This is a genomic window from Streptomyces sp. NPDC097981 (assembly GCF_040302565.1).
Lineage (GTDB): Bacteria > Actinomycetota > Actinomycetes > Streptomycetales > Streptomycetaceae > Streptomyces.
Map to the genome: position 1 here is coordinate 217,361 of NZ_JBEORW010000002.1, position 18,472 is coordinate 235,832.

Here is an 18,472-nt window from a genome sequence, read left to right on the forward strand (position 1 = left end):
GACGGGCATGGCGCTCACGCTCTACGTCGACACCGCGCGCTGGCGTGCGCACCAGAAGCAGATCCAGGACCAGTTCCCCGGAATGATCCCGGTCTGCAAGGGCAACGGCTACGGCTTCGGCCACGAGAGGCTGTGCGAGGAGGCGACCCGCCTGGGCGCCGACGTGCTGGCCGTCGGGACCACGTACGAGGCAGCCAGCATCAAGGACTTCTTCGGCGGTGACCTGCTCGTCCTCACCCCGTTCCGGCGTGGTGAGGAGCCGGTGCCGCTGCCGGACCGGGTGATCCGCTCGGTGTCCTCGCTGGACGGGGTCCGCGGCCTGGTCGGCGCCCGCGTGGTCATCGAGTGCATGAGCTCGATGCGCCGCCACGGCATTTCCGAACAGGACCTGGGCCAGCTGCACTCGGCGATCGAGGACGTGCGGCTGGAGGGCTTCGCCCTGCACCTGCCGCTGGACCGCCCGGACGGCTCGGACGCCGTCGAGGAGGTCATCGGCTGGATGGACCGGTTGCGTGCGGCCCGGCTGCCGCTGCACACCATGTTCGTCAGCCACCTGCGGGCGCAGGAGCTGGCCCGGCTCCAGCAGCAGTTCCCGCAGACCCGCTTCCGGGCCCGGATCGGCACCCGGCTGTGGCTGGGCGACCACGAGGCGACCGAGTACCGCGGCGCCGTCCTGGACGTCACGCGCGTCGCCAAGGGCGACCGGTTCGGCTACCGCCAGCAGAAGGCCGCCTCCGACGGCTGGCTGGTCGTGGTCGCGGGCGGCACCTCGCACGGGGTGGGCCTGGAGGCGCCCAAGGCCCTGCACGGCGTGATGCCGCGTGCCAAGGGCGTGGCCCGGGCCGGCCTGGCCACCGTGAACCGGAACCTTTCTCCGTTCGTGTGGGCCGGCAAGCAGCGCTGGTTCGCGGAGCCCCCGCACATGCAGGTGTCGATCCTGTTCGTGCCCTCGGACGCCCCCGAGCCGAAGGTCGGCGACGAGCTGGTGGCGCACCTGCGCCACACCACCACGCAGTTCGACCGGGTGCTCGACGCCTGAGGCGCACCCGGTCGGTGAAGGGGGCCGGTCAGTCCCTGGGAGCCGTGCCCCACTCGACCCGCTGTCCCTGCGAGGGCGCCGCTTCCTGCGGCGCCCTCGCGGCGTCCGACAGCACGAACACGTCCTCGGCCCCGTCCAGGACGCCGCCGGACGGGTCGTCCGAACCGTCGCGGCGTACGACGTCCCGCTCGGGCAGCAGGATGTCGCGGACGACGACCGCGCACAGGTAGAGGGTTGCCAGCAAGTGGGCGGTGATCGCCAGCTGGTAGCCCTCCACGGGCAGGCCCTGGTGCTTGTCCCCGCTGGTCGTGTAGGCGAGGTACAGCCAGATGCCGAGGAAGTACACGACCTCGCCGGCCTGCCAGACCAGGAAATCCCGCCAGCGCGGCCGGGCCAGCGCCGCGAGCGGGATGAGCCACAGCACGTACTGCGGCGAGTAGACCTTGTTGGCCAGGATGAAGGCGGCCACGACCAGGAAGGCCAGCTGGGCGAACCGGGGACGGCGGGGGGCGGTCAGCGTGAGCACACCGATGCCCGCGCACAGCAGCAGCGTCAGACCCGTCGCGTACGTGTTGGCGTCGTTCAGGGGGTTCCCGGAGCGCTGGGAGATGAGCAGCCACACGGAACCGAAGTCGATCGGGCGCTCCTGGCTGAACGTGTAGAACTTCTTCCAGCCGTCCCAGGCGAGGAGCATGACGGGCAGGTTCACCACGAGCCACGAGACGGCCGCGCCGAGGGCCGCCGAGCCGAACGCCCGCCACTTCCCGGCCCGCCAGCACAGCACGAACAGCACGCCGAGCAGCAGGACGGGATAGAGCTTGGCGGCGGTGGCCAGGCCGATGAAGACGCCGAAGAGCAGGGTCCGGCCGCGGGACCACATGAGCATGCCCGCGGCGGTCAGGGCGATGGCCAGAAGGTCCCAGTTGATCGTCGCGGTGAGCGCGAAGGCGGGTGCGAGGGCGAAGAGCAGCGCGTCCCAGGGCCGGCGGCGGTGGGTGCGCGCGACGCACACGGCGATGACCGCGGCGCAGGCCATCAGCATCCCGGCGTTGACCATCCAGTACATCTGCTCGCGGTGCTCAATGGAGCCGCTGCCCGGGGTCAGCCAGGACGCGACCTCCATGAAGAGCCCGGTGAGCACCGGGTACTCCAGGTACTCCATGTCGCCCGGGAGCCGGTCGAAGTAGGGCGTGAGCCCGTCGGCGAAGCCGCGTACGGCGAACAGGTGCGGGATGTCGGAGTAGCAGGCGTGGGTGTACTGGGAGCCGGCCCCCCGGAACCAGGCCCAGTCGTAGCAGGGCAGCTTCTGCACCATGCCGAGCGCGAACATCCCCAGGGCGACGAGGACCACGACGCGGACCGGGGTCAGCCAGTGGCCGCCCAGCCGGGCGTGGCGGCCCAGCGGGCCGCCGAAGAACTCGCTGCCGGCCGCGGCGACCTCGTCCTGCTGGGTGGGCAGTACGGGCCTGTCCTCGTGCACCTTCGTCATGCGCTCATCCTGCCGTACGGGGCCGGACATGCGGGAGGGCCGCCGCACCGTGTGCGACGGCCCTCGTCCGGTCAGGGGGAGGCGGGTCAGCCCGAGGTCCCCACCGTGGTCCCCCAGCTGGTGCCGCCGGGGCGGCCCGGTTTGCCCGATGGGGTCGGGGACGGTGATCCGCTGGATCCGCCGGCACCCCCGTTGGTGGTGCCGCTGTTGGTGCCGCCGCCGCTGTCGGGGATGCAGTACAGCTCCCACGGCTTGCAGGACGGCTTGCCGCCCTTCGACGGGCTCGGGGAGACCGTCGGCGAGGAGCTCGCCGACGGCGAGGGCATCGAAGCGGACGGCGACGGGGAGAAGGAGGGGCTCGGTGAGGGGGCGCCGGAGGCGTCCGCGGTGACGCCGATCTTGTCGGCCTCCGGGAAATCCTTGACCGGGGCGCCCTTGAGGGCTTCCTTCATGTACTCGGTCCAGATCGCGGCCGGGATGTCGCCACCGTGGATGGAGTCGACGCCGCCCACGCCGTTCATGGAGATCAGCTTCTTGTCCGCCGAGTTCGGGTCGGTACGGAACAGGGCGACCGAGGTGGAGAGCTCCGGGGTGTAGCCGACGAACCAGGCGGACTTGTTCTGGTCCGTGGTTCCGGTCTTGCCGGCTGCGGGCCGGGTGAAGCCGAGCTTCCTGACCTTGGTGCCGGTGCCGTTGTCGACGACGTTCTCCAGCACCTTGGTGACGTTGTCGGCGATGGAGTTGTCCATCGCCCGCTGCTCCTTGGGGGTACCGAAGCCGGGCAGCTCCTTGCCGTCCTTCTCGACGCGGGTCACGGAGAACGGCTCGCGGTGGGTGCCGGAGGCGGCGAAGGTGGCGTACGAGTCGGCCATGCGGATCGCGCTCGGGGTCGAGGTGCCGAGGGCGAACGAGGCGTCGTTGTTCGGGTTCATCGAGTCCTTGAGGATGCCCGTGGACTGGGCGACCTCCCGGACCTTGCTGTGGCCGACGTCGAAGACGAGCTGCGCGAACGGCACGTTGATGGACTTCTCCATCGCCTCGTTGAGGGTCACGTAGCCGTAGGGGTAGGTGCTCTCGTTCTTCTGCTTGAACGGCCGGCCGGAGGCGTCCCGCAGCGGCTTGCCGTCACGGTTGTTGATCACGGTCAGGTCGTTCGCGTTGTACTTGCTGTCGGCCGAGATGCCCTGGCCGTTGGAGTTCTGGGTGCCGTACTGCATGGCGGCGGCCAGGACGTACGGCTTCCAGGTCGAGCCGACCGGGACGCCGACGGTGTTGGCGTTGTTGCTGAAGTACTTCTTGTCCATGCCCGGGCCGCCGTACAGGGCCACGATCGCCCCGGTCTTCACGTCCACGGAGGCCGCGCCGAACTGGACGAACGTGTCGTACTCGGGCCGGGCCTTCTCGTCCAGGAAGTTGTTGCGGGTCTCCTCGACGGCCTTGACCAGGGCGTCCACCTTCGGCTTCTGGAAGGTGGTCGTGATCTGGTAGCCGCCGCGGGCCATCTCGTCGGCCGTGCTGTTCGTGACCTTCATCACGTACTGCTTGGCCGTCTCGACCAGGTAGCCGGTCTGGCCGGACAGGCTGCGGGCCTGCTCGGAGTCGATGATCTTGGGGAACTCCTTGAACTGGTCCCGGTCGGCCTTCTGCATCCGGCCCACCGCGACCTCGCGGTCGAGGACCCAGGCCCAGCGCTCCTTGGCCCGCTCGGTGTTCTTCTCGGGGGTGGCCGCGGCACCGATGCCGCCGTCCGGGTTGTAGAGGTTGGGGCCCTTGAGCATGGAGGCCAGGAAGGCGCTCTCGGACGGCGTGAGGTCCTTGCAGTCCTTGCCGAAGTAGGCCCGCGCGGCCGCCTGGATGCCGTAGGCGTCGCGGCCGTAGTAGGCGGTGTTGAGGTAGCCCGCGAGGATCGTGTCCTTCTCCTCGGACACGCCCAGCTTTATCGAGATGAAGAGCTCGGTGACCTTCCGCTTCAGCGTCTGGCCGGAGTCCAGGTACGTGTTCTTCACGTACTGCTGGGTGATGGTCGAGCCGCCCTGGGTGGAGCCGCCCTTGGCCATGTTCCATACGGCGCGGGCAATGCCCATCGGGTCGACGCCCTTGTCCGTCTCGAAGGACTCGTTCTCCGCTGAGATCACGGCGTTCTGCATCGACTTGGGGATCTTGTCGATGGGCACGATCTGCCGGTTCATCGAACCGCCGGTGGCCACCATCTGGGTGCCGTCCGCCCAGTAGAAGACGTTGTTCTGCGCCTGGGCGGCCTTGTTCGGGTCGGGCTTGTTCACCGAGGCGATGCCGATGCCGGCCCCTGCCGTGATGATGGCGAAGAAGCCGAGGGCCGTACCGCAGACCAGCTTCCAGGACGGCAGGAAGCGCTGCCAGCCTGCCTTGTCGGAGCGCGGGTAGTTGATCAGGCGCTTGTCCGGGCGGCCCGGGCCGCGCCCGGCGGGGCCGGCGCCGCGTCCGCGGCCTCCGGATCCACGGGGAGCGGCCCGGCGTGCCCCGGCACGGCTGCCGTGGCCGGACGGGTCTGCGTACGGTCCGCTGTGCGACGCGGTGGGCACGTCGCGTGCGGGCCCGGCACCCCGGCCAGGGCTGTGTTGGGCGGCCCGGCGGGCCGCGGCACGTCCGCCGTCCTCGGGCTGCGGCGGTTTGCGGCGGTGCTCGCTCATCGAACGACTACTCCTCGGGCAGGCGAGTGGCCTGGAAGCGGCAGGCGAATTCCGGTTCCCCCCGTTGTCATGGCCCACAGACTACGCACGCTCAAAACCCGAACAGTGCCGAAGTTCATCTCAAATCAGGCAACTCGCCTGGTACGAATTAGTGATGTGACGCCGGTCACTACGTCACCGCTTGTCGCCGAAGGCGGCCCGTTCTATCGTCTGGATGTATCGAGTCGATACATCAGCTCGGTATAAAAACTCAGGAGCGAAGGAGGCAGGCGGATGAGCAGGCGCTCAGGCATCCTCGAGTTCGCCGTCCTCGGCCTGCTTCGCGAATCCCCCATGCACGGGTACGAGCTCCGCAAGCGGCTCAACACCTCGCTGGGGGTGTTCCGGGCGTTCAGCTACGGAACGCTCTATCCCTGCCTCAAGACGTTGGTCGCCAACGGCTGGTTGATCGAAGAACCGGGGAACGCCCCGGAAGACGCTCTGGCCACTTCACTCGCAGGGCGCCGCGCCAAGATCGTCTACCGGTTGACGGCATCGGGTAAGGAGCATTTCGAGGAGCTCCTGTCCCACACGGGCCCCGACGCCTGGGAGGACGAGTCCTTCGCCGCCCGCTTCGCCTTCTTCGGCCAGACCGAGCGGGACGTGCGCATGCGGGTCCTGGAGGGCCGCCGCAGCCGGCTGGAGGAGCGTCTGGAGAAGATGCGCGCCTCGATCGCCCGTACGCGGGAGCGCCTCGACGACTACACGCTTGAGCTGCAGCGGCACGGAATGGAGTCCGTGGAGCGCGAAGTGCGCTGGCTGAACGAGCTCATCGAGAGTGAGCGGGCGGGACGGGACCAGAGACGGCCCGGTCCGCCCGACGAAACCGCAAAGTGAGGCCTGCATCTCGCAGGCTTCGTCCGAGAACAAACAGGGAGCAACCGGAATGGGTTCGGTTCGCGTAGCCATCGTCGGCGTGGGCAACTGCGCCGCCTCGCTGGTGCAGGGCGTCGAGTACTACAAGGACGCCGACCCGGCGGCCAAGGTCCCCGGTCTGATGCACGTCCAGTTCGGCGACTACCACGTGGGGGACGTCGAGTTCGTCGCCGCGTTCGACGTCGACGCGAAGAAGGTCGGCCTCGACCTTTCGGACGCCATCGGCGCCAGCGAGAACAACACCATCAAGATCTGCGACGTCCCCAACAAGGGCGTGACCGTGCAGCGCGGCCACACCCTGGACGGCCTGGGCAAGTACTACCGCATGACGATCGAGGAGTCCGCCGAGGCCCCGGTCGACGTGGTCCAGGTCCTCAAGGACCGCGAGGTCGACGTTCTGGTCTGCTACCTGCCCGTCGGCTCCGAGGACGCGGCGAAGTTCTACGCCCAGTGCGCCATCGACGCCAAGGTCGCCTTCGTCAACGCCCTCCCGGTCTTCATCGCCGGCACCAAGGAGTGGGCGGACAAGTTCACCGAGGCCGGTGTCCCGATCGTCGGCGACGACATCAAGTCGCAGGTCGGCGCCACCATCACGCACCGCGTGATGGCGAAGCTGTTCGAGGACCGCGGTGTCCGCCTGGAGCGCACCATGCAGCTCAACGTGGGCGGCAACATGGACTTCAAGAACATGCTGGAGCGCGACCGCCTGGAGTCGAAGAAGATCTCCAAGACCCAGGCCGTCACCTCGCAGATCCCCGACCGTGAGCTCGGCGACAAGAACGTCCACATCGGCCCGTCCGACTACGTCGCGTGGCTCGACGACCGCAAGTGGGCCTACGTCCGCCTCGAAGGCCGCGCCTTCGGCGACGTCCCGCTGAACCTTGAGTACAAGCTTGAGGTGTGGGACTCCCCGAACTCCGCCGGTGTCATCATCGACGCCGTGCGCGCCGCGAAGATTGCCAAGGACCGCGGCATCGGCGGCCCGATCCTGTCGGCTTCGAGCTACTTCATGAAGTCCCCGCCGGTGCAGTACTTCGACGACGAGGCCCTGGCCAACGTCGAGAAGTTCATCAAGGGCGAGGTCGAGCGCTAAGTCGAGCCCCACGGGTCTTCGGACACCTGGTCTTCGGCTGTTCTTCCGCGGAGGGTCCCCGGGCAATGTGCCCGGGGACCCTCCGCGTGTGTGACCCTTGCCCTCATGCCTGTCGTACGTGATCTGCGCGTACTCCTGCGCCTGAGGGACTTCCGCAACCTGCTCGCCGTGCGGCTGCTCTCCCAGGCCGCCGACGGCGTGTACCAGGTGGCCCTCGCCACCTACGTGGTGTTCTCCCCGGAGAAGCAGACCTCGCCCGCGGCCATCGCCTCGGCCATGGCGGTGCTGCTGTTGCCCTACTCCGTGATCGGCCCCTTCGCCGGGGTGCTGCTCGACCGCTGGCGCCGCCGCCAGGTCTTCCTCTACGGCAACCTGCTGCGGGCGCTCCTCGCCTGTGTCACCGGCGTGCTGATCGTCGCGCACGTCCCCGACTGGCTCTTCTACGCCTCGGCCCTGTCGGTCACCGCCGTCAACCGCTTCGTCCTGGCCGGGCTCGCCGCGTCCCTGCCCCACGTCGTCGCCCCCGCCCAGCTGGTCACGGCCAATTCGCTCTCGCCCACGGCCGGCACGCTCGCGGCGGTCGCCGGAGGAGGTCTCGCCTTCCTCGTCCGGCTTCTGGCCTCCGACTCCAACGCCCTCGTGGTGCTGCTCGGCGCAGGGCTCTACCTGTGCGCGGCCCTGGTCTCACTGCGCCTGGCCGTGGGCCTGCTCGGCCCGGACCACCCTGCCGGACGGGTCCACCCGTCGGTCGCCGAGGGGGTCGTCCTGACCGTCCGGGGCATGGTCGAAGGGCTCCGGCACCTGGCCTCCCGGCGCGAGGCGGCCCAGACGCTCATGGCCATGACCCTGATGCGCTTCTGCTACGGGGCCCTGTTCGTGATGCTGCTCATGCTCTGCCGCTACTCCTGGTCGGACGACGAGTCGGCCGGCCTCGCCCTGCTCGGCATCGCGGTCGGCGTCTCCGGGGCCGGATTCTTCACGGCTGCCGTCATCACCCCCTGGATGGTGGGCCGACTGGGCACCCACGGCTGGATCACGGCCTGCTCCGCCGGGGCCGCAGTCCTGGTGCCCCCGCTCGGCTTGTTCTTCGCGCCCGGGCCGATGCTGGTCGCGGCCTTCGTGCTCGGCCTCGCCACCCAGGGCGCCAAGATCTCGACCGACACGGCCATCCAGTCCCATGTGGACGACGACTTCCGCGGCCGCGTGTTCTCCGTCTACGACGTGCTGTTCAACATCGCGTTCGTGGGCGCGGCCGCCGTGGCCGCCCTCATGCTCCCGCCGGACGGACGGTCCGTCCCACTGATCGTGAGCGTGTCCGCCCTCTACGCGGTCACCGCGGTCTACCTGACGCGGCAGGGCACGCGCACGTGAGGGCATCGGCCGGATCGATGTTTCACGTGAAACATCGATCCGGTCGGCCGCGTATCAGGCCTGTGCGGCCCACCACTCCTTGAGTGCGGCGACGGCTGCATCGCGCTCCATGGGGCCGTTCTCCAGCCGCAGGTCCAGCAGGAACGCGTACGCCTTGCCGATCACGGGCCCGGGGCCGACCTCCAGCACCTGCATGATCTCGTTGCCGTCCAGGTCGGGCCGGATGGCGTCGAGCTCCTCCTGCTCCTGAAGCTGCGTGATGCGCTCCTCCAGCCCGTCATAGGTGCGGGAGAGGGCATTGGCCTTGCGCTTGTTGCGCGTGGTGCAGTCGGACCGGGTCAGCTTGTGCAGGCGGTCCAGGAGCGGACCGGCGTCGCGGACGTAGCGCCGCACCGCGGAGTCGGTCCACTCGCCGTCTCCGTATCCGTGGAAGCGCAGGTGCAGCTCCACCAGCCGGGACACGTCCTTGACCATGTCGTTGGAGTACTTCAGCGCCGTCATGCGCTTCTTGGTCATCTTCGCGCCCACCACCTCGTGGTGGTGGAAGGAGACCCGGCCGTCGCTCTCGAACCTGCGGGTGCGCGGCTTGCCGATGTCGTGGAGCAGAGCCGCCAGCCGCAGCACCAGGTCCGGGCCGTCCTGCTCAAGCGCGATCGCCTGCTCCAGCACGATCAGCGAGTGGTCGTAGACGTCCTTGTGCCGGTGGTGCTCGTCACTTTCCAGCCGCAGGGCGGGCAGCTCGGGCAGCACGTGGCCGGCCAGCCCGGTGTCCACGAGAAGGCCCAGGCCCTCGCGGGGGTGCGCGGACAGCAGCAGCTTGTTCAGCTCGCCCTGCACCCGCTCCGCCGAGACGATCTCGATCCGGTCCGACATCGCCTTCATCGCCGCCACGACCTCGGGGTCGACCTCGAAGTCGAGCTGGGCGGCGAAGCGCGCTGCGCGCAGCATCCGCAGCGGGTCGTCGGAGAAGGAGTCCTCCGGGGTGCCGGGAGTGCGCAGAACGCCCGCCTGCAGGTCCTCCAGGCCGCCGTGCGGGTCCACGAACTCCTTCTCCGGAAGCGCGACCGCCATCGCGTTCACGGTGAAGTCGCGGCGGACCAGGTCCGCCTCGATCGAGTCGCCGTAGGAGACCTCCGGCTTGCGCGAGGTGCGGTCGTACGACTCCGAGCGGTACGTGGTCACCTCGATCTGGAAGTTCCGCTCGGTGTCTCCGACGCGGGCCGCCTTCTGCGCGCCGACTGTGCCGAAGGCGATGCCGACGTCCCACACCGAGTCGGCCCACGGCCGGACGATCTTGAGAACGTCCTCGGGGCGGGCGTCGGTGGTGAAGTCGAGGTCGTTGCCGAGACGCCCGAGCAGCGCATCGCGTACGGACCCGCCGACCAGGGCAAGGCGGAAGCCGGCCTCCTGGAACCGGCGGCCGAGCTCGTCGGCGACAGGGGCGACCTGCAGCAGTTCACTGACCGCGCGGCGCTGCACCTGACTCAGGGCACTGGGGTTGTCTTCGTTGGCGTTCGGCACAACAGAAAAGGGTACGTGCCCCGCCCGGCGAGGGCTTCCCTGTTTGGGGCCACCCCGGCATGCAAGGCCTGCGGGGCGGACCCGATCATGTGGAGCAAGGCGCGGCACTCGCACCCAGCGGGTCTCGTTACCATTCCTGGACGCACAGACGACGACCACTGACACTTCGAGGGACGGGCTAGCGCGTGGCCGAGGCGGCAGACATCCAGGGGGCTTCCCCCGCCCCTGCCCGGCGCCGCTGGCTGCGGCGGGCAGTCGTTCTGCTGGCCGGGACTCCCGTTCTCGCCGCCCTGGTCTACTCGCCGGCTCCCCAGGCCGCCCAGGCCGCCGAGGCGGGTGCCGTCGACGTACAGCTGACCGGGGTGGCCCCCTCGGCTCCGGTCAAGGGCGACACGCTCACCATCTCCGGCAGCGTGGTGAACAACGGCCGCGAGACGGTCAACGGCGCGCACGTGGGTCTGCGGGTCGGTCCCGCTCTGGGCGACCGGGCCTCCATCGACGAGGCGGCGGAACGCGCCGGCTTCCGGGCCGGCACGGATCCCGGCGAGATCGACCAGGCCTACGCAGTGAAGATCGCCTCGCTGCCGTCGAAGGTCAGGCAGGACTTCACCCTCACGATCCCGGTGGACAAGCTGGAGCTGGGCAAGGACGGCGTCTACCAGCTCGGCGTCTCGCTGTCCGGGGAGACCGAGAGCCGCCCCTACGAGCAGGTCCTCGGCATCAAGCGGACCTTCCTGCCGTGGCAGCCGGAAGCTGCCGCCAAGCGCTCCCAGCTCACCTACCTGTGGCCGCTGATCTCCACCACCCGCCTGACCGCGGAGACCGGCTCGGACGAGCTGCAGACCCCCGTGTTCCTCGACGACTCCCTCGCCGAGGAGCTCAAGCCCGGCGGGCGCCTCCAGCAGATGGTCGCCCTCGGCAAGGACCTGCCGGTCACCTGGGTCATCGACCCCGACCTGCTCTACACGGTCGACGCCATGACCAAGGGCTACCGGTTCCGCACGCCGGACGGCCGGATCGTCCAGGGCAAGAACAAGGCCGTCGCCGAGCAGTGGCTGAGCGCCCTGGAAACCGCGGTCCAGGGCAAGAAGATCGTCGCGCTGCCGTTCGCCGACCCCGACATCGCCTCGCTCGCCCACCAGGGCAAGGACGTCTCGGGCACCCTGGGCCAGCTGAGGCCGGCCACCGACAAGGCGAAGCAGGCCGTGGAGACCGTCCTGCACGTCACCCCGTCCACCGACTTCTCCTGGCCCGTGGACGGAGCCATCGATCCGTCGATCGTGAACGTGGCGACCTCGGCGGGCGCCCACAGCGTCCTCACCCGCAGCGACAGCCTCCAGGAGACCGGTGCCCTCGGCTACACGCCGTCGGCGGCCCGTCCCATCGGCGCGGGCACCACTGCCGTCGTCGCCGACGCGGACCTCTCCACCGCCTTCGACGGCGACATGCTGAGTGCGGGGAACTCCACCCTCGCCGTGCAGCGCTTCCTCGCCCAGAGTCTGGCCCTGAACCTGCAGAAGACCGACAACCAGCGCAGTTTCGTCGTCACCCCGCAGCGGAGGCCGTCCACCAGCCAGGCGCAGACGATGGCCACCGCCGTACGGGGTCTTCAGGCGGGCCGCTGGACCCAGCCGGCCGATCTCGACGCCGCGGCCGCGGCCAAGCCCGACCCGGGCGTCAACACCCAGGTCCCGGGCGCCGGCCAGTACCCCGAGGCGCTGCGCAAGACGGAGCTTCCCGTCTCCGCCTTCGAGAAGATCCGCACCACGCAGAACACCCTCGACCACTTCAAGGTGATCCTCAGCGCGCCCGACCGCGTGGAGATCCCCTTCGGCAACACCACCAACCGCGAGATGTCCGCCTCCTGGCGCGGCCGCCCGGAGGAGGCCCGGCTCTACCGGGACCAGGTGCAGGAGTACCTGATCGGCCTCACCGAGAAGGTCAAGGTCGTCCCCAAGTCCGACGCGACCCTGTCGGGGCACAGCGCGACCATTCCGGTCAGCGTCCAGAACAGCCTCGTCCAGGACGTCCACAACCTCGTCCTGCGGGTGAAGTCCGCCAACCCGACCCGTCTGGTGTTCGGCGACAGCGGCCAGGCCGAGCAGGAAGTGACCGTCGCGGGCGGGCACAGCCAGACGGTCAAGTTCACCGCCAACGCCACCGCGAGCGGCCCCGTCGAGGTCACCGCGCAGCTCTACACCACGGACGGCGTGCCCTACGGCAAGGAACGCAAGTTCACCGTCGAGGCCACCGAGATCACTCCCACCGTCATGCTCGTCATCGCCGGCGGCGTTCTCCTCCTCGTCCTGGCAGGCATCAAGATGTACGCCAGCCGCAAGCGCGTCGCGGCCCGTGCGGCCGCCGAGGAGAGCACGCAGCCGAGTGACGAGACCCCGGACACCGGAGCGCAAAGCACCGGGCCGTCCGGCACGGGTGAGACAGTGGACCGTTGAGCGATGCCGTGGCCGGCCGGCCTGGGGACGATGAGGTGGGGTTTCGATGAACGCGCCGTACGACGGTGACCGCGCGCAGGGCACTGGTGGGCCCGCGCCCTCCCAGGGCACTGCCCCGGGCACCCCGGTGCCCGGGCAGGTTCCCGTGCCTGCGCCCGCGCCGGACCGCGACCCATATGTCCAGGACGCCTACGACCACGACCCGTACCGGTCCCAGGACCTGTCGGCCCAGGACCCCGTCGCCGAGGTCCTCTACGACCGGGCCTCGCACCCTCCGCCGCCGCCCGGCACCTACCAGGAGCCGGGGCCGCTGTACGGGGCGCCCCAGGCCGCTGCGCACGCCCCTGACCCGCACGTCTGGGCCCAGACCCCGCCGCCCGAGCCGGACGGGCCCTCCAGGCACCTGCCCTACGGCGACCGCGCCGCGACCACCCAGTTCGTCGGTGTGGACTCCCTGGTCACCGAGGCGGCGGACGAGCAGCCCGAGCCCGACGCCTTCGCGCACCTCTACCGCGACCAGCAGGGGACTCCCGGCACCCCCGCCGAGGACGCCCCCGTTGCCGCCCCGGCGCCGAGCAAGCCCGCCGGCCGCGCCTCCAGCCTCCTCAAGTCCAGCGCCCTCATGGCTGCCGGCACGATCGTCTCCCGCATCACCGGGTTCATGCGGACCCTCGTCATCGCCGGTGCCATCGGCGTCGGCACGTTCAACGACACGTACCAGATCGCCAACACGCTGCCGACGATGATCTACGTGCTGGTCGGCGGCGGCGCCCTCAACGCCGTCTTCATCCCGCAGCTGGTGCGGGCCATGAAGCAGGACGACGACGGGGGCGAGGCCTACGCCAACCGCCTCCTGACGCTCGTCGTCGTGCTGCTGGCCGCCATCACCACGATCTGCGTCCTCGGCGCACCGGTGTTCATCACGATGATGTCGCCGAAGCTCGCCTCCGACCCGCAGCAGATGGACGTCGCGGTCGCCTTCGCCCGCTACTGCCTGCCGACCATGTTCTTCATGGGCGTCCACGTGGTCCTCGGCCAGATCCTCAACGCACGCGGCCGGTTCGGCGCGATGATGTGGACCCCCGTCCTCAACAACATCGTCGTCATCGCCACCTTCGGGGCCTTCATCTGGGCCTTCGGCGGCTTCACCACCTCCGGTGTCAGCGCCACGACCGTCACCGCCGAAGGCGTCCGCCTGCTCGGGCTGGGCACCCTCCTGGGTCTCACCGTCCAGGCCCTCGCGATGCTGCCCTACCTGCGCGACGCCGGCTTCAAGCCGCGCCTGCGCTTCGACTGGAGGGGCCACGGCCTCGGCAAGGCGGCCCGCCTGGCCAAGTGGACGTTCTTCTTCGTCCTCGCCAACCAGATCGGCCTCGTCGTCGTGACGCAGCTGGCCACCTGGGCCGGATCCGTCGCCGAGAAGCAGGGCCACCCCGGCACTGGGATCACGGGCTACCAGTACGCGCTGCTGCTGTGGCAGATGCCGCAGGCCATCATCACCGTCTCGGTCATGACGGCGGTCCTGCCCCGCATCTCCCGCTCCGCCCACGACGGGGACGCCGCCGCCGTCCGCGACGACATCTCCTACGGGCTGCGCACCTCGGCCGTCGCGATCGTGCCGTGCGCCTTCGCGTTCCTCGCGCTCGGCGTCCCCATCGCCACCCTGCTCTACGCCAGCTCCGGTTCCGGCGCCCAGAACATCGGCTACATCCTGATGGCCTTCGGCCTCGGACTCATCCCGTACTCCGTCCAGTACGTCGTCCTGCGCGGGTTCTACGCCTACGAGGACACCCGGACACCCTTCTACAACACCGTCATCGTCGCCGCGGTCAACGCGATCGGCTCCGCCGCCGCGTTCTTCGTGCTCCCCGCGCGCTGGGCGGTCGTCGGCATGGCCGCCGCCTACGGTCTCGGCTACGCGGTCGGTGTGGGCGTCGCCTGGCGGCGCCTGCGCAACCGGCTCGGCGGCGACCTCGACGGCGCCCACGTCATGCGCACTTACGCCCGCCTCACCGGCGCCTGTGTCCCCGCAGCCGCTGTGGCAGGCGCCGCGGCCTACGCGGTCACCCAGTGGCTCGGCAGCGGAGTCACCGGCTCCCTCGCCGCCTTGGTCGTCGGCGGTATCGCGCTGGCCGCCGTATTCCTCGTGGCAGCGAAGCGGATGCGCATCGAAGAGCTCAACGCCATGGTCGGAATGGTTCGCGGGCGCTTGGGGCGCTGATGCGCACAACCGTCGGGGCCCTTCGCGTGTCGTGCATAGCGCCGGACTGTGGGCACAATTGGCTTGGCTTCGCAGACTGGCCGACAGCGCGTAACGGATGGGGAGGCAGGAACGACGGTGGCGGAACGTAGCACGGCTGCCGTCGACGTGGCCGACAACGGCGGCAACAAGCCGCCGGCCGCAGATGCGGCAAAGGCCACGGCCGACGGGGTGGACACCCAGAACGGACGAGCCGCGGACGGATCCATGCCCGAAAAGGACGGCGAACGCAGGAAAGCGGCACCTGCTGCCGCGCCCGAACTCCACAGCGGCCACAAGCTCGCCAGGCGCTACCGCCTCGAAGAGTGCGTCACCCGTCTGGACGGATTCAGCAGCTGGCGCGCGATGGACGAGAAGCTGCGCCGTGCCGTGGGCGTCCACCTGCTGCCTGCCGACCACCCACGGGCCCGTGCCGTCCTGGCCGCCGCACGCTCCTCCGCGCTGCTCGGCGACCCCCGGTTCGTCCACGTCCTCGACGCCGTGGAGGAGAACGACCTCGTCTACGTCGTCCACGAGTGGCTGCCCGACGCCACCGAGCTGACCGCACTCCTCGCAGTGGCTCCCCTGGAGCCGCACGAGGCCTACCAGCTCGTCACCCAGGTCTCCCAGGCCATGGCCGCCGCGCACCGCGAGGGCCTGGCCCACCTGCGCCTGACGCCCAGCGCCATACTGCGCACCTCCACGGGCCAGTACCGCATCCGCGGGCTCGCCGTGAACGCCGCCCTGCGCGGCATCACCAGCGACACCCCGCAGCGCGCGGACACCGAGGCCATCGGCGCACTCCTGTACGCCGCCCTGACCCAGCGGTGGCCGTACGAAGTCGACGCCTACGGACTCACCGGCCTGCCCAAGGGCGTCGGACTGATCGCACCCGACCAGGTCCGTGCCGGGGTGCACCGGGGCCTGGGAGAGCTCGCCATGCGCGCCCTCGCCAACGACGGGGCCACCGCCTCCCGTCAGGAGCCCGCCTGCACCACCCCGGAGGAGCTGGCCAAGGCGGTTGCCGCGATGCCGCGCATCCGGCCGCCGGAGCCGGCCTTCACGGCGCCGCCCGAGTACCAGCAGACCACCTATCAGCAGGGCAGCTACGGCCGTCCGCCGACGCGCCCCGGCGCGCCGGCCACCCGCCCCATCGTCGTCCCGCCGCCACCGCTGCAGAGCCGCACCGGGCGCGTCCTGAAGTGGGGTGTGGCCGCCCTGCTCATCGCCGCGCTCGGCCTGGGCAGCTGGCAGCTCGCCGACACGCTCCTGGACCGCGTCAAGGGCGACAGTGGCGGAACCGGCAACTCGCAGTCCACCAAGACGAACGAGGACAAGAAGAATCCCAAGGAGAGCAAGCCGCTGGCCATCAAGGGGGCGGCGGAGTACTACCCGGACGGCAAGGCACAGGACCTCGACGGGGTCTCCAAGAGCTACGACAACGACCCGAGCTCGTTCTGGCGGACCTACCGGTACGACGACGGTCCTGACCTGGGGGCCTACAAAGAGGGGCTCGGCCTCGTCTTCGACCTCGGCGAGGAGCAGGAGGTGAGTGCGGCCTCGATAGCGTTCAGGTACGACGGAGACCACACCACCGCGACGATCTACGCCGCGCCGAGCCTGTCATCGTCGACCCCGATCAAGAGCATGAAGCAGATCGCCACGGGGACCACGAAGGACAAGCAGCTGGAGCTCGCCACCGACACTCCGGTCAAGACGCGCTACGTGGTGCTGTGGCTCACGGCCATGCCGAGGGCCGGCGCTTCGGAGTACAGCGGGGCCGGCTACAAGCAGGGCATCTCGAACGTCGTCTTCTCCCGGATCTCCTAGCCCTTCCCGCGCTGTACGCGGTCCGGTGCGGGCAAGAGGTCTGCGGGAAGGAGTTTCCCGCAGACCCGCGGGGCCCGGCCGCGCGGACCGGCCCCGGGACGCACCCGGTTCGACACGTGCTCGGCTTCCAACAGGAGGGGAATCATGAGGCCTGCGCCTGACGGCCCCACCCCCGCCTCGGACCAGGAGCTCCTGGCCCGGCACGTCGCCGGGGATCCCGAGGCCTTCGGGGAGATCGTGCGGCGGCACCGCGACCGGTTGTGGGCCGTGGCGTTGCGGACCCTCGGGGACCGCGAGGAGGCCGCCGACGCGGTACAGGACGCCCTCGTCTCCGCCTACCGGGCCGCACACACCTTCCGCGGCGAATCCGCCGTCACCACCTGGCTGCACCGCATCACCGTCAACGCCTGCCTCGACCGGGCCCGCAAGGCCGCCTCCCGCAAGACCTCGCCCCTCGACGACACGGAGCGCCTGGAGCGCCTCCTGGAGCCCCACGAGTCCGCCGAGGCACCCGCGGAGCGCCAGGACCTCCACCGCCAGCTCCTGGCCGCCCTCGGCACGCTCCCGGCCGAACAGCGGGCCGCTCTCGTCCTCGTCGACATGCAGGGATACCCGGTCGCCGAGGCCGCCCGTGTCCTCGATGTCCCCACCGGCACCGTGAAGAGCCGGTGCGCGCGCGGCCGGGCGAAACTCCTCCCGATGCTCACTCATCTGCGCTCGAATGCCGGGGATAACACGGCCGCCGAGCGGGGAAGGAACCGGACGCCGGGGACACCCGTCCCACCAGCGGCAGACCCCAGTCAGCCAGCCCCAGACGCAGACACGGTGAAGGGCGGAGGTGGACGAACGTGACTCCCACAACCGGCACGATCCGGCACCCTGACGTCTCGGAGATCTCCGACCTGACCGAGGGGCTCCTCTCCCCGGCCCGGACCACGGAGGTACGCCGCCATCTGGGCGACTGCCCCCTGTGCGCCGACGTCCACGCCTCCCTGGAGGAGATCCGCGCGCTCCTCGGCACCCTGCCGGGGCCGCCCCGGATGCCCGCCGACATCGCCGGGCGTATCGACGCGGCCCTTGCCGCAGAGGCGCTCCTCGACTCCACCACGCCCAGAGCCGAGACCGCCCCGGCCTCCGGGCCCTGCACCCAGCGCGATGTTTCACGTGAAACATCGCCTGCAGCAGCCACGCGTCCGGGCACCCCGCGGCCTGCCGGTCGCCCGGCGGGCGCCACCGGCCCCGGACGGCGTCGCGCCCGCCGTCGGATCACCGTCATCGCCGGCCTCGCCGGAGCGGCTGCCTGCGCCCTCGGGATCTTCCTCGCGGGCAACCTGCTCGGAACCGGCTCCCCGGACACCGCCGCCCGTAAAACCGGGACGAGCGCGGCTGCCGAGGCCCCCGTCAACGGCACATACACGGCACAGGGCCTCCAGGACAGCGTCCGCCGGCTTCTCGTCCCGGGACAGGGTGCCAAGACCGCCCCGCAGAGGGACCAGCAGAACAACACGTACGGGTTGGAGAACACCGGCCCCTCCCCGGGAGAAGTCCCCGGCGATGGCAACCGCACGAAAGCCGCGTCGGTCCCGACCTGTGTCCAGGGGGCCACCGGCCGCACCGACATCCCGCTCGCGGCCGAACGCGGTACCTACCAGGGCACCGAGGTCTACCTCCTCGTCCTGCCGCACCCGGGTGACTCCACCCAGGTGGACGCGTACCTCGTCGGGGCCGGCTGCGCGGACAACCCCTCGGCCGACGCCGGCAAACCGCTGCTGGCCAAGACCTACCCGCGAAGCTGACACCTTCAGGGCCGCGCAGGAGCGGGCCGGGAATGCATGCGCCGTAGGATCCGTTGG

At 70.2% G+C, this 18,472-nt stretch carries 12 protein-coding genes; 9 read left to right on the plus strand and 3 right to left on the minus strand.

The features are described from left to right. Positions 1-7 precede the first annotated feature (7 nt). Positions 8-1,039, plus strand: coding sequence for an alanine racemase (locus ABTY04_RS02680; protein WP_352211472.1), 1,032 nt, complete (start codon positions 8-10; stop codon positions 1,037-1,039). A gap of 28 nt (positions 1,040-1,067) precedes the next feature. On the opposite strand, the gene ABTY04_RS02685 is transcribed toward ABTY04_RS02680, so the two are convergent. Further along, the gene (locus ABTY04_RS02685; protein WP_352211473.1) at positions 1,068-2,528 is read right to left on the minus strand and encodes a glycosyltransferase family 87 protein; all 1,461 of its coding nucleotides are present in this window, start codon (positions 2,526-2,528) and stop codon (positions 1,068-1,070) included. Positions 2,529-2,614: 86 nt separating this feature from the next. After that, positions 2,615-5,197: a transglycosylase domain-containing protein gene (locus ABTY04_RS02690; protein WP_352211474.1), complete on the minus strand. Its 2,583-nt coding sequence runs from the start codon at positions 5,195-5,197 to the stop codon at positions 2,615-2,617. 273 nt (positions 5,198-5,470) lie between these two features. Here ABTY04_RS02690 and ABTY04_RS02695 point away from each other — a divergent pair, with 273 nt between their 5' ends. The 3 genes from ABTY04_RS02695 (at position 5,471) to ABTY04_RS02705 (ending at position 8,576) form a co-directional block, all read left to right on the plus strand. Next, positions 5,471-6,073 (plus strand): PadR family transcriptional regulator, encoded by a 603-nt coding sequence (locus tag ABTY04_RS02695; RefSeq protein WP_352211475.1) that lies wholly within the window; start codon positions 5,471-5,473, stop codon positions 6,071-6,073. A 49-nt stretch (positions 6,074-6,122) separates the two neighbouring features. Further along, positions 6,123-7,205: an inositol-3-phosphate synthase gene (locus tag ABTY04_RS02700; protein WP_352211476.1), complete on the plus strand. Its 1,083-nt coding sequence runs from the start codon at positions 6,123-6,125 to the stop codon at positions 7,203-7,205. A 105-nt stretch (positions 7,206-7,310) separates the two neighbouring features. After that, positions 7,311-8,576, plus strand: a complete 1,266-nt coding sequence (locus tag ABTY04_RS02705) for an MFS transporter (RefSeq protein WP_352211477.1) — start codon at positions 7,311-7,313, stop codon at positions 8,574-8,576. A 54-nt stretch (positions 8,577-8,630) separates the two neighbouring features. Here the strand turns inward: ABTY04_RS02705 and ABTY04_RS02710 are convergent, their stop codons facing one another. After that, positions 8,631-10,097, minus strand: a complete 1,467-nt coding sequence (locus tag ABTY04_RS02710) for a CCA tRNA nucleotidyltransferase (RefSeq protein WP_352211478.1) — start codon at positions 10,095-10,097, stop codon at positions 8,631-8,633. A gap of 185 nt (positions 10,098-10,282) precedes the next feature. Between ABTY04_RS02710 and ABTY04_RS02715 the strand changes: the two genes are divergently transcribed. The 5 genes from ABTY04_RS02715 (at position 10,283) to ABTY04_RS02735 (ending at position 18,415) form a co-directional block, all read left to right on the plus strand. Continuing rightward, the gene (locus ABTY04_RS02715) at positions 10,283-12,550 is read left to right on the plus strand and encodes a DUF6049 family protein (protein ID WP_352211479.1); all 2,268 of its coding nucleotides are present in this window, start codon (positions 10,283-10,285) and stop codon (positions 12,548-12,550) included. A gap of 46 nt (positions 12,551-12,596) precedes the next feature. Continuing rightward, the gene (murJ, locus tag ABTY04_RS02720; protein WP_352211480.1) at positions 12,597-14,771 is read left to right on the plus strand and encodes a murein biosynthesis integral membrane protein MurJ; all 2,175 of its coding nucleotides are present in this window, start codon (positions 12,597-12,599) and stop codon (positions 14,769-14,771) included. Positions 14,772-14,888: 117 nt separating this feature from the next. Then, complete coding sequence (locus ABTY04_RS02725) at positions 14,889-16,619, plus strand: protein kinase family protein (protein ID WP_352211481.1); 1,731 nt, start codon at positions 14,889-14,891, stop codon at positions 16,617-16,619. A 144-nt stretch (positions 16,620-16,763) separates the two neighbouring features. Further along, on the plus strand, positions 16,764-17,471 hold the full coding sequence (gene sigM, locus ABTY04_RS02730) for an RNA polymerase sigma factor SigM (protein ID WP_352211482.1): 708 nt from the start codon (positions 16,764-16,766) through the stop codon (positions 17,469-17,471). Then, positions 17,468-18,415: an anti-sigma factor family protein gene (locus ABTY04_RS02735; RefSeq protein WP_352211483.1), complete on the plus strand. Its 948-nt coding sequence runs from the start codon at positions 17,468-17,470 to the stop codon at positions 18,413-18,415. The genes sigM and ABTY04_RS02735 overlap by 4 nt, the downstream gene beginning before the upstream one ends. Positions 18,416-18,472 lie beyond the last annotated feature (57 nt).

Bases quoted from the DNA above. Each gene is read 5' to 3' on its own strand.
- ABTY04_RS02680 (WP_352211472.1), top strand. From the start codon at position 8: ATGGCGCTCACGCTCTACGTCGACACCGCGCGCTGGCGTGCGCACCAG.
- ABTY04_RS02685 (WP_352211473.1), bottom strand. From the start codon at position 2,528: ATGACGAAGGTGCACGAGGACAGGCCCGTACTGCCCACCCAGCAGGAC.
- ABTY04_RS02690 (WP_352211474.1), bottom strand. From the start codon at position 5,197: ATGAGCGAGCACCGCCGCAAACCGCCGCAGCCCGAGGACGGCGGACGT.
- ABTY04_RS02695 (WP_352211475.1), top strand. From the start codon at position 5,471: ATGAGCAGGCGCTCAGGCATCCTCGAGTTCGCCGTCCTCGGCCTGCTT.
- ABTY04_RS02700 (WP_352211476.1), top strand. From the start codon at position 6,123: ATGGGTTCGGTTCGCGTAGCCATCGTCGGCGTGGGCAACTGCGCCGCC.
- ABTY04_RS02705 (WP_352211477.1), top strand. From the start codon at position 7,311: ATGCCTGTCGTACGTGATCTGCGCGTACTCCTGCGCCTGAGGGACTTC.
- murJ (WP_352211480.1), top strand. From the start codon at position 12,597: ATGAACGCGCCGTACGACGGTGACCGCGCGCAGGGCACTGGTGGGCCC.
- sigM (WP_352211482.1), top strand. From the start codon at position 16,764: ATGAGGCCTGCGCCTGACGGCCCCACCCCCGCCTCGGACCAGGAGCTC.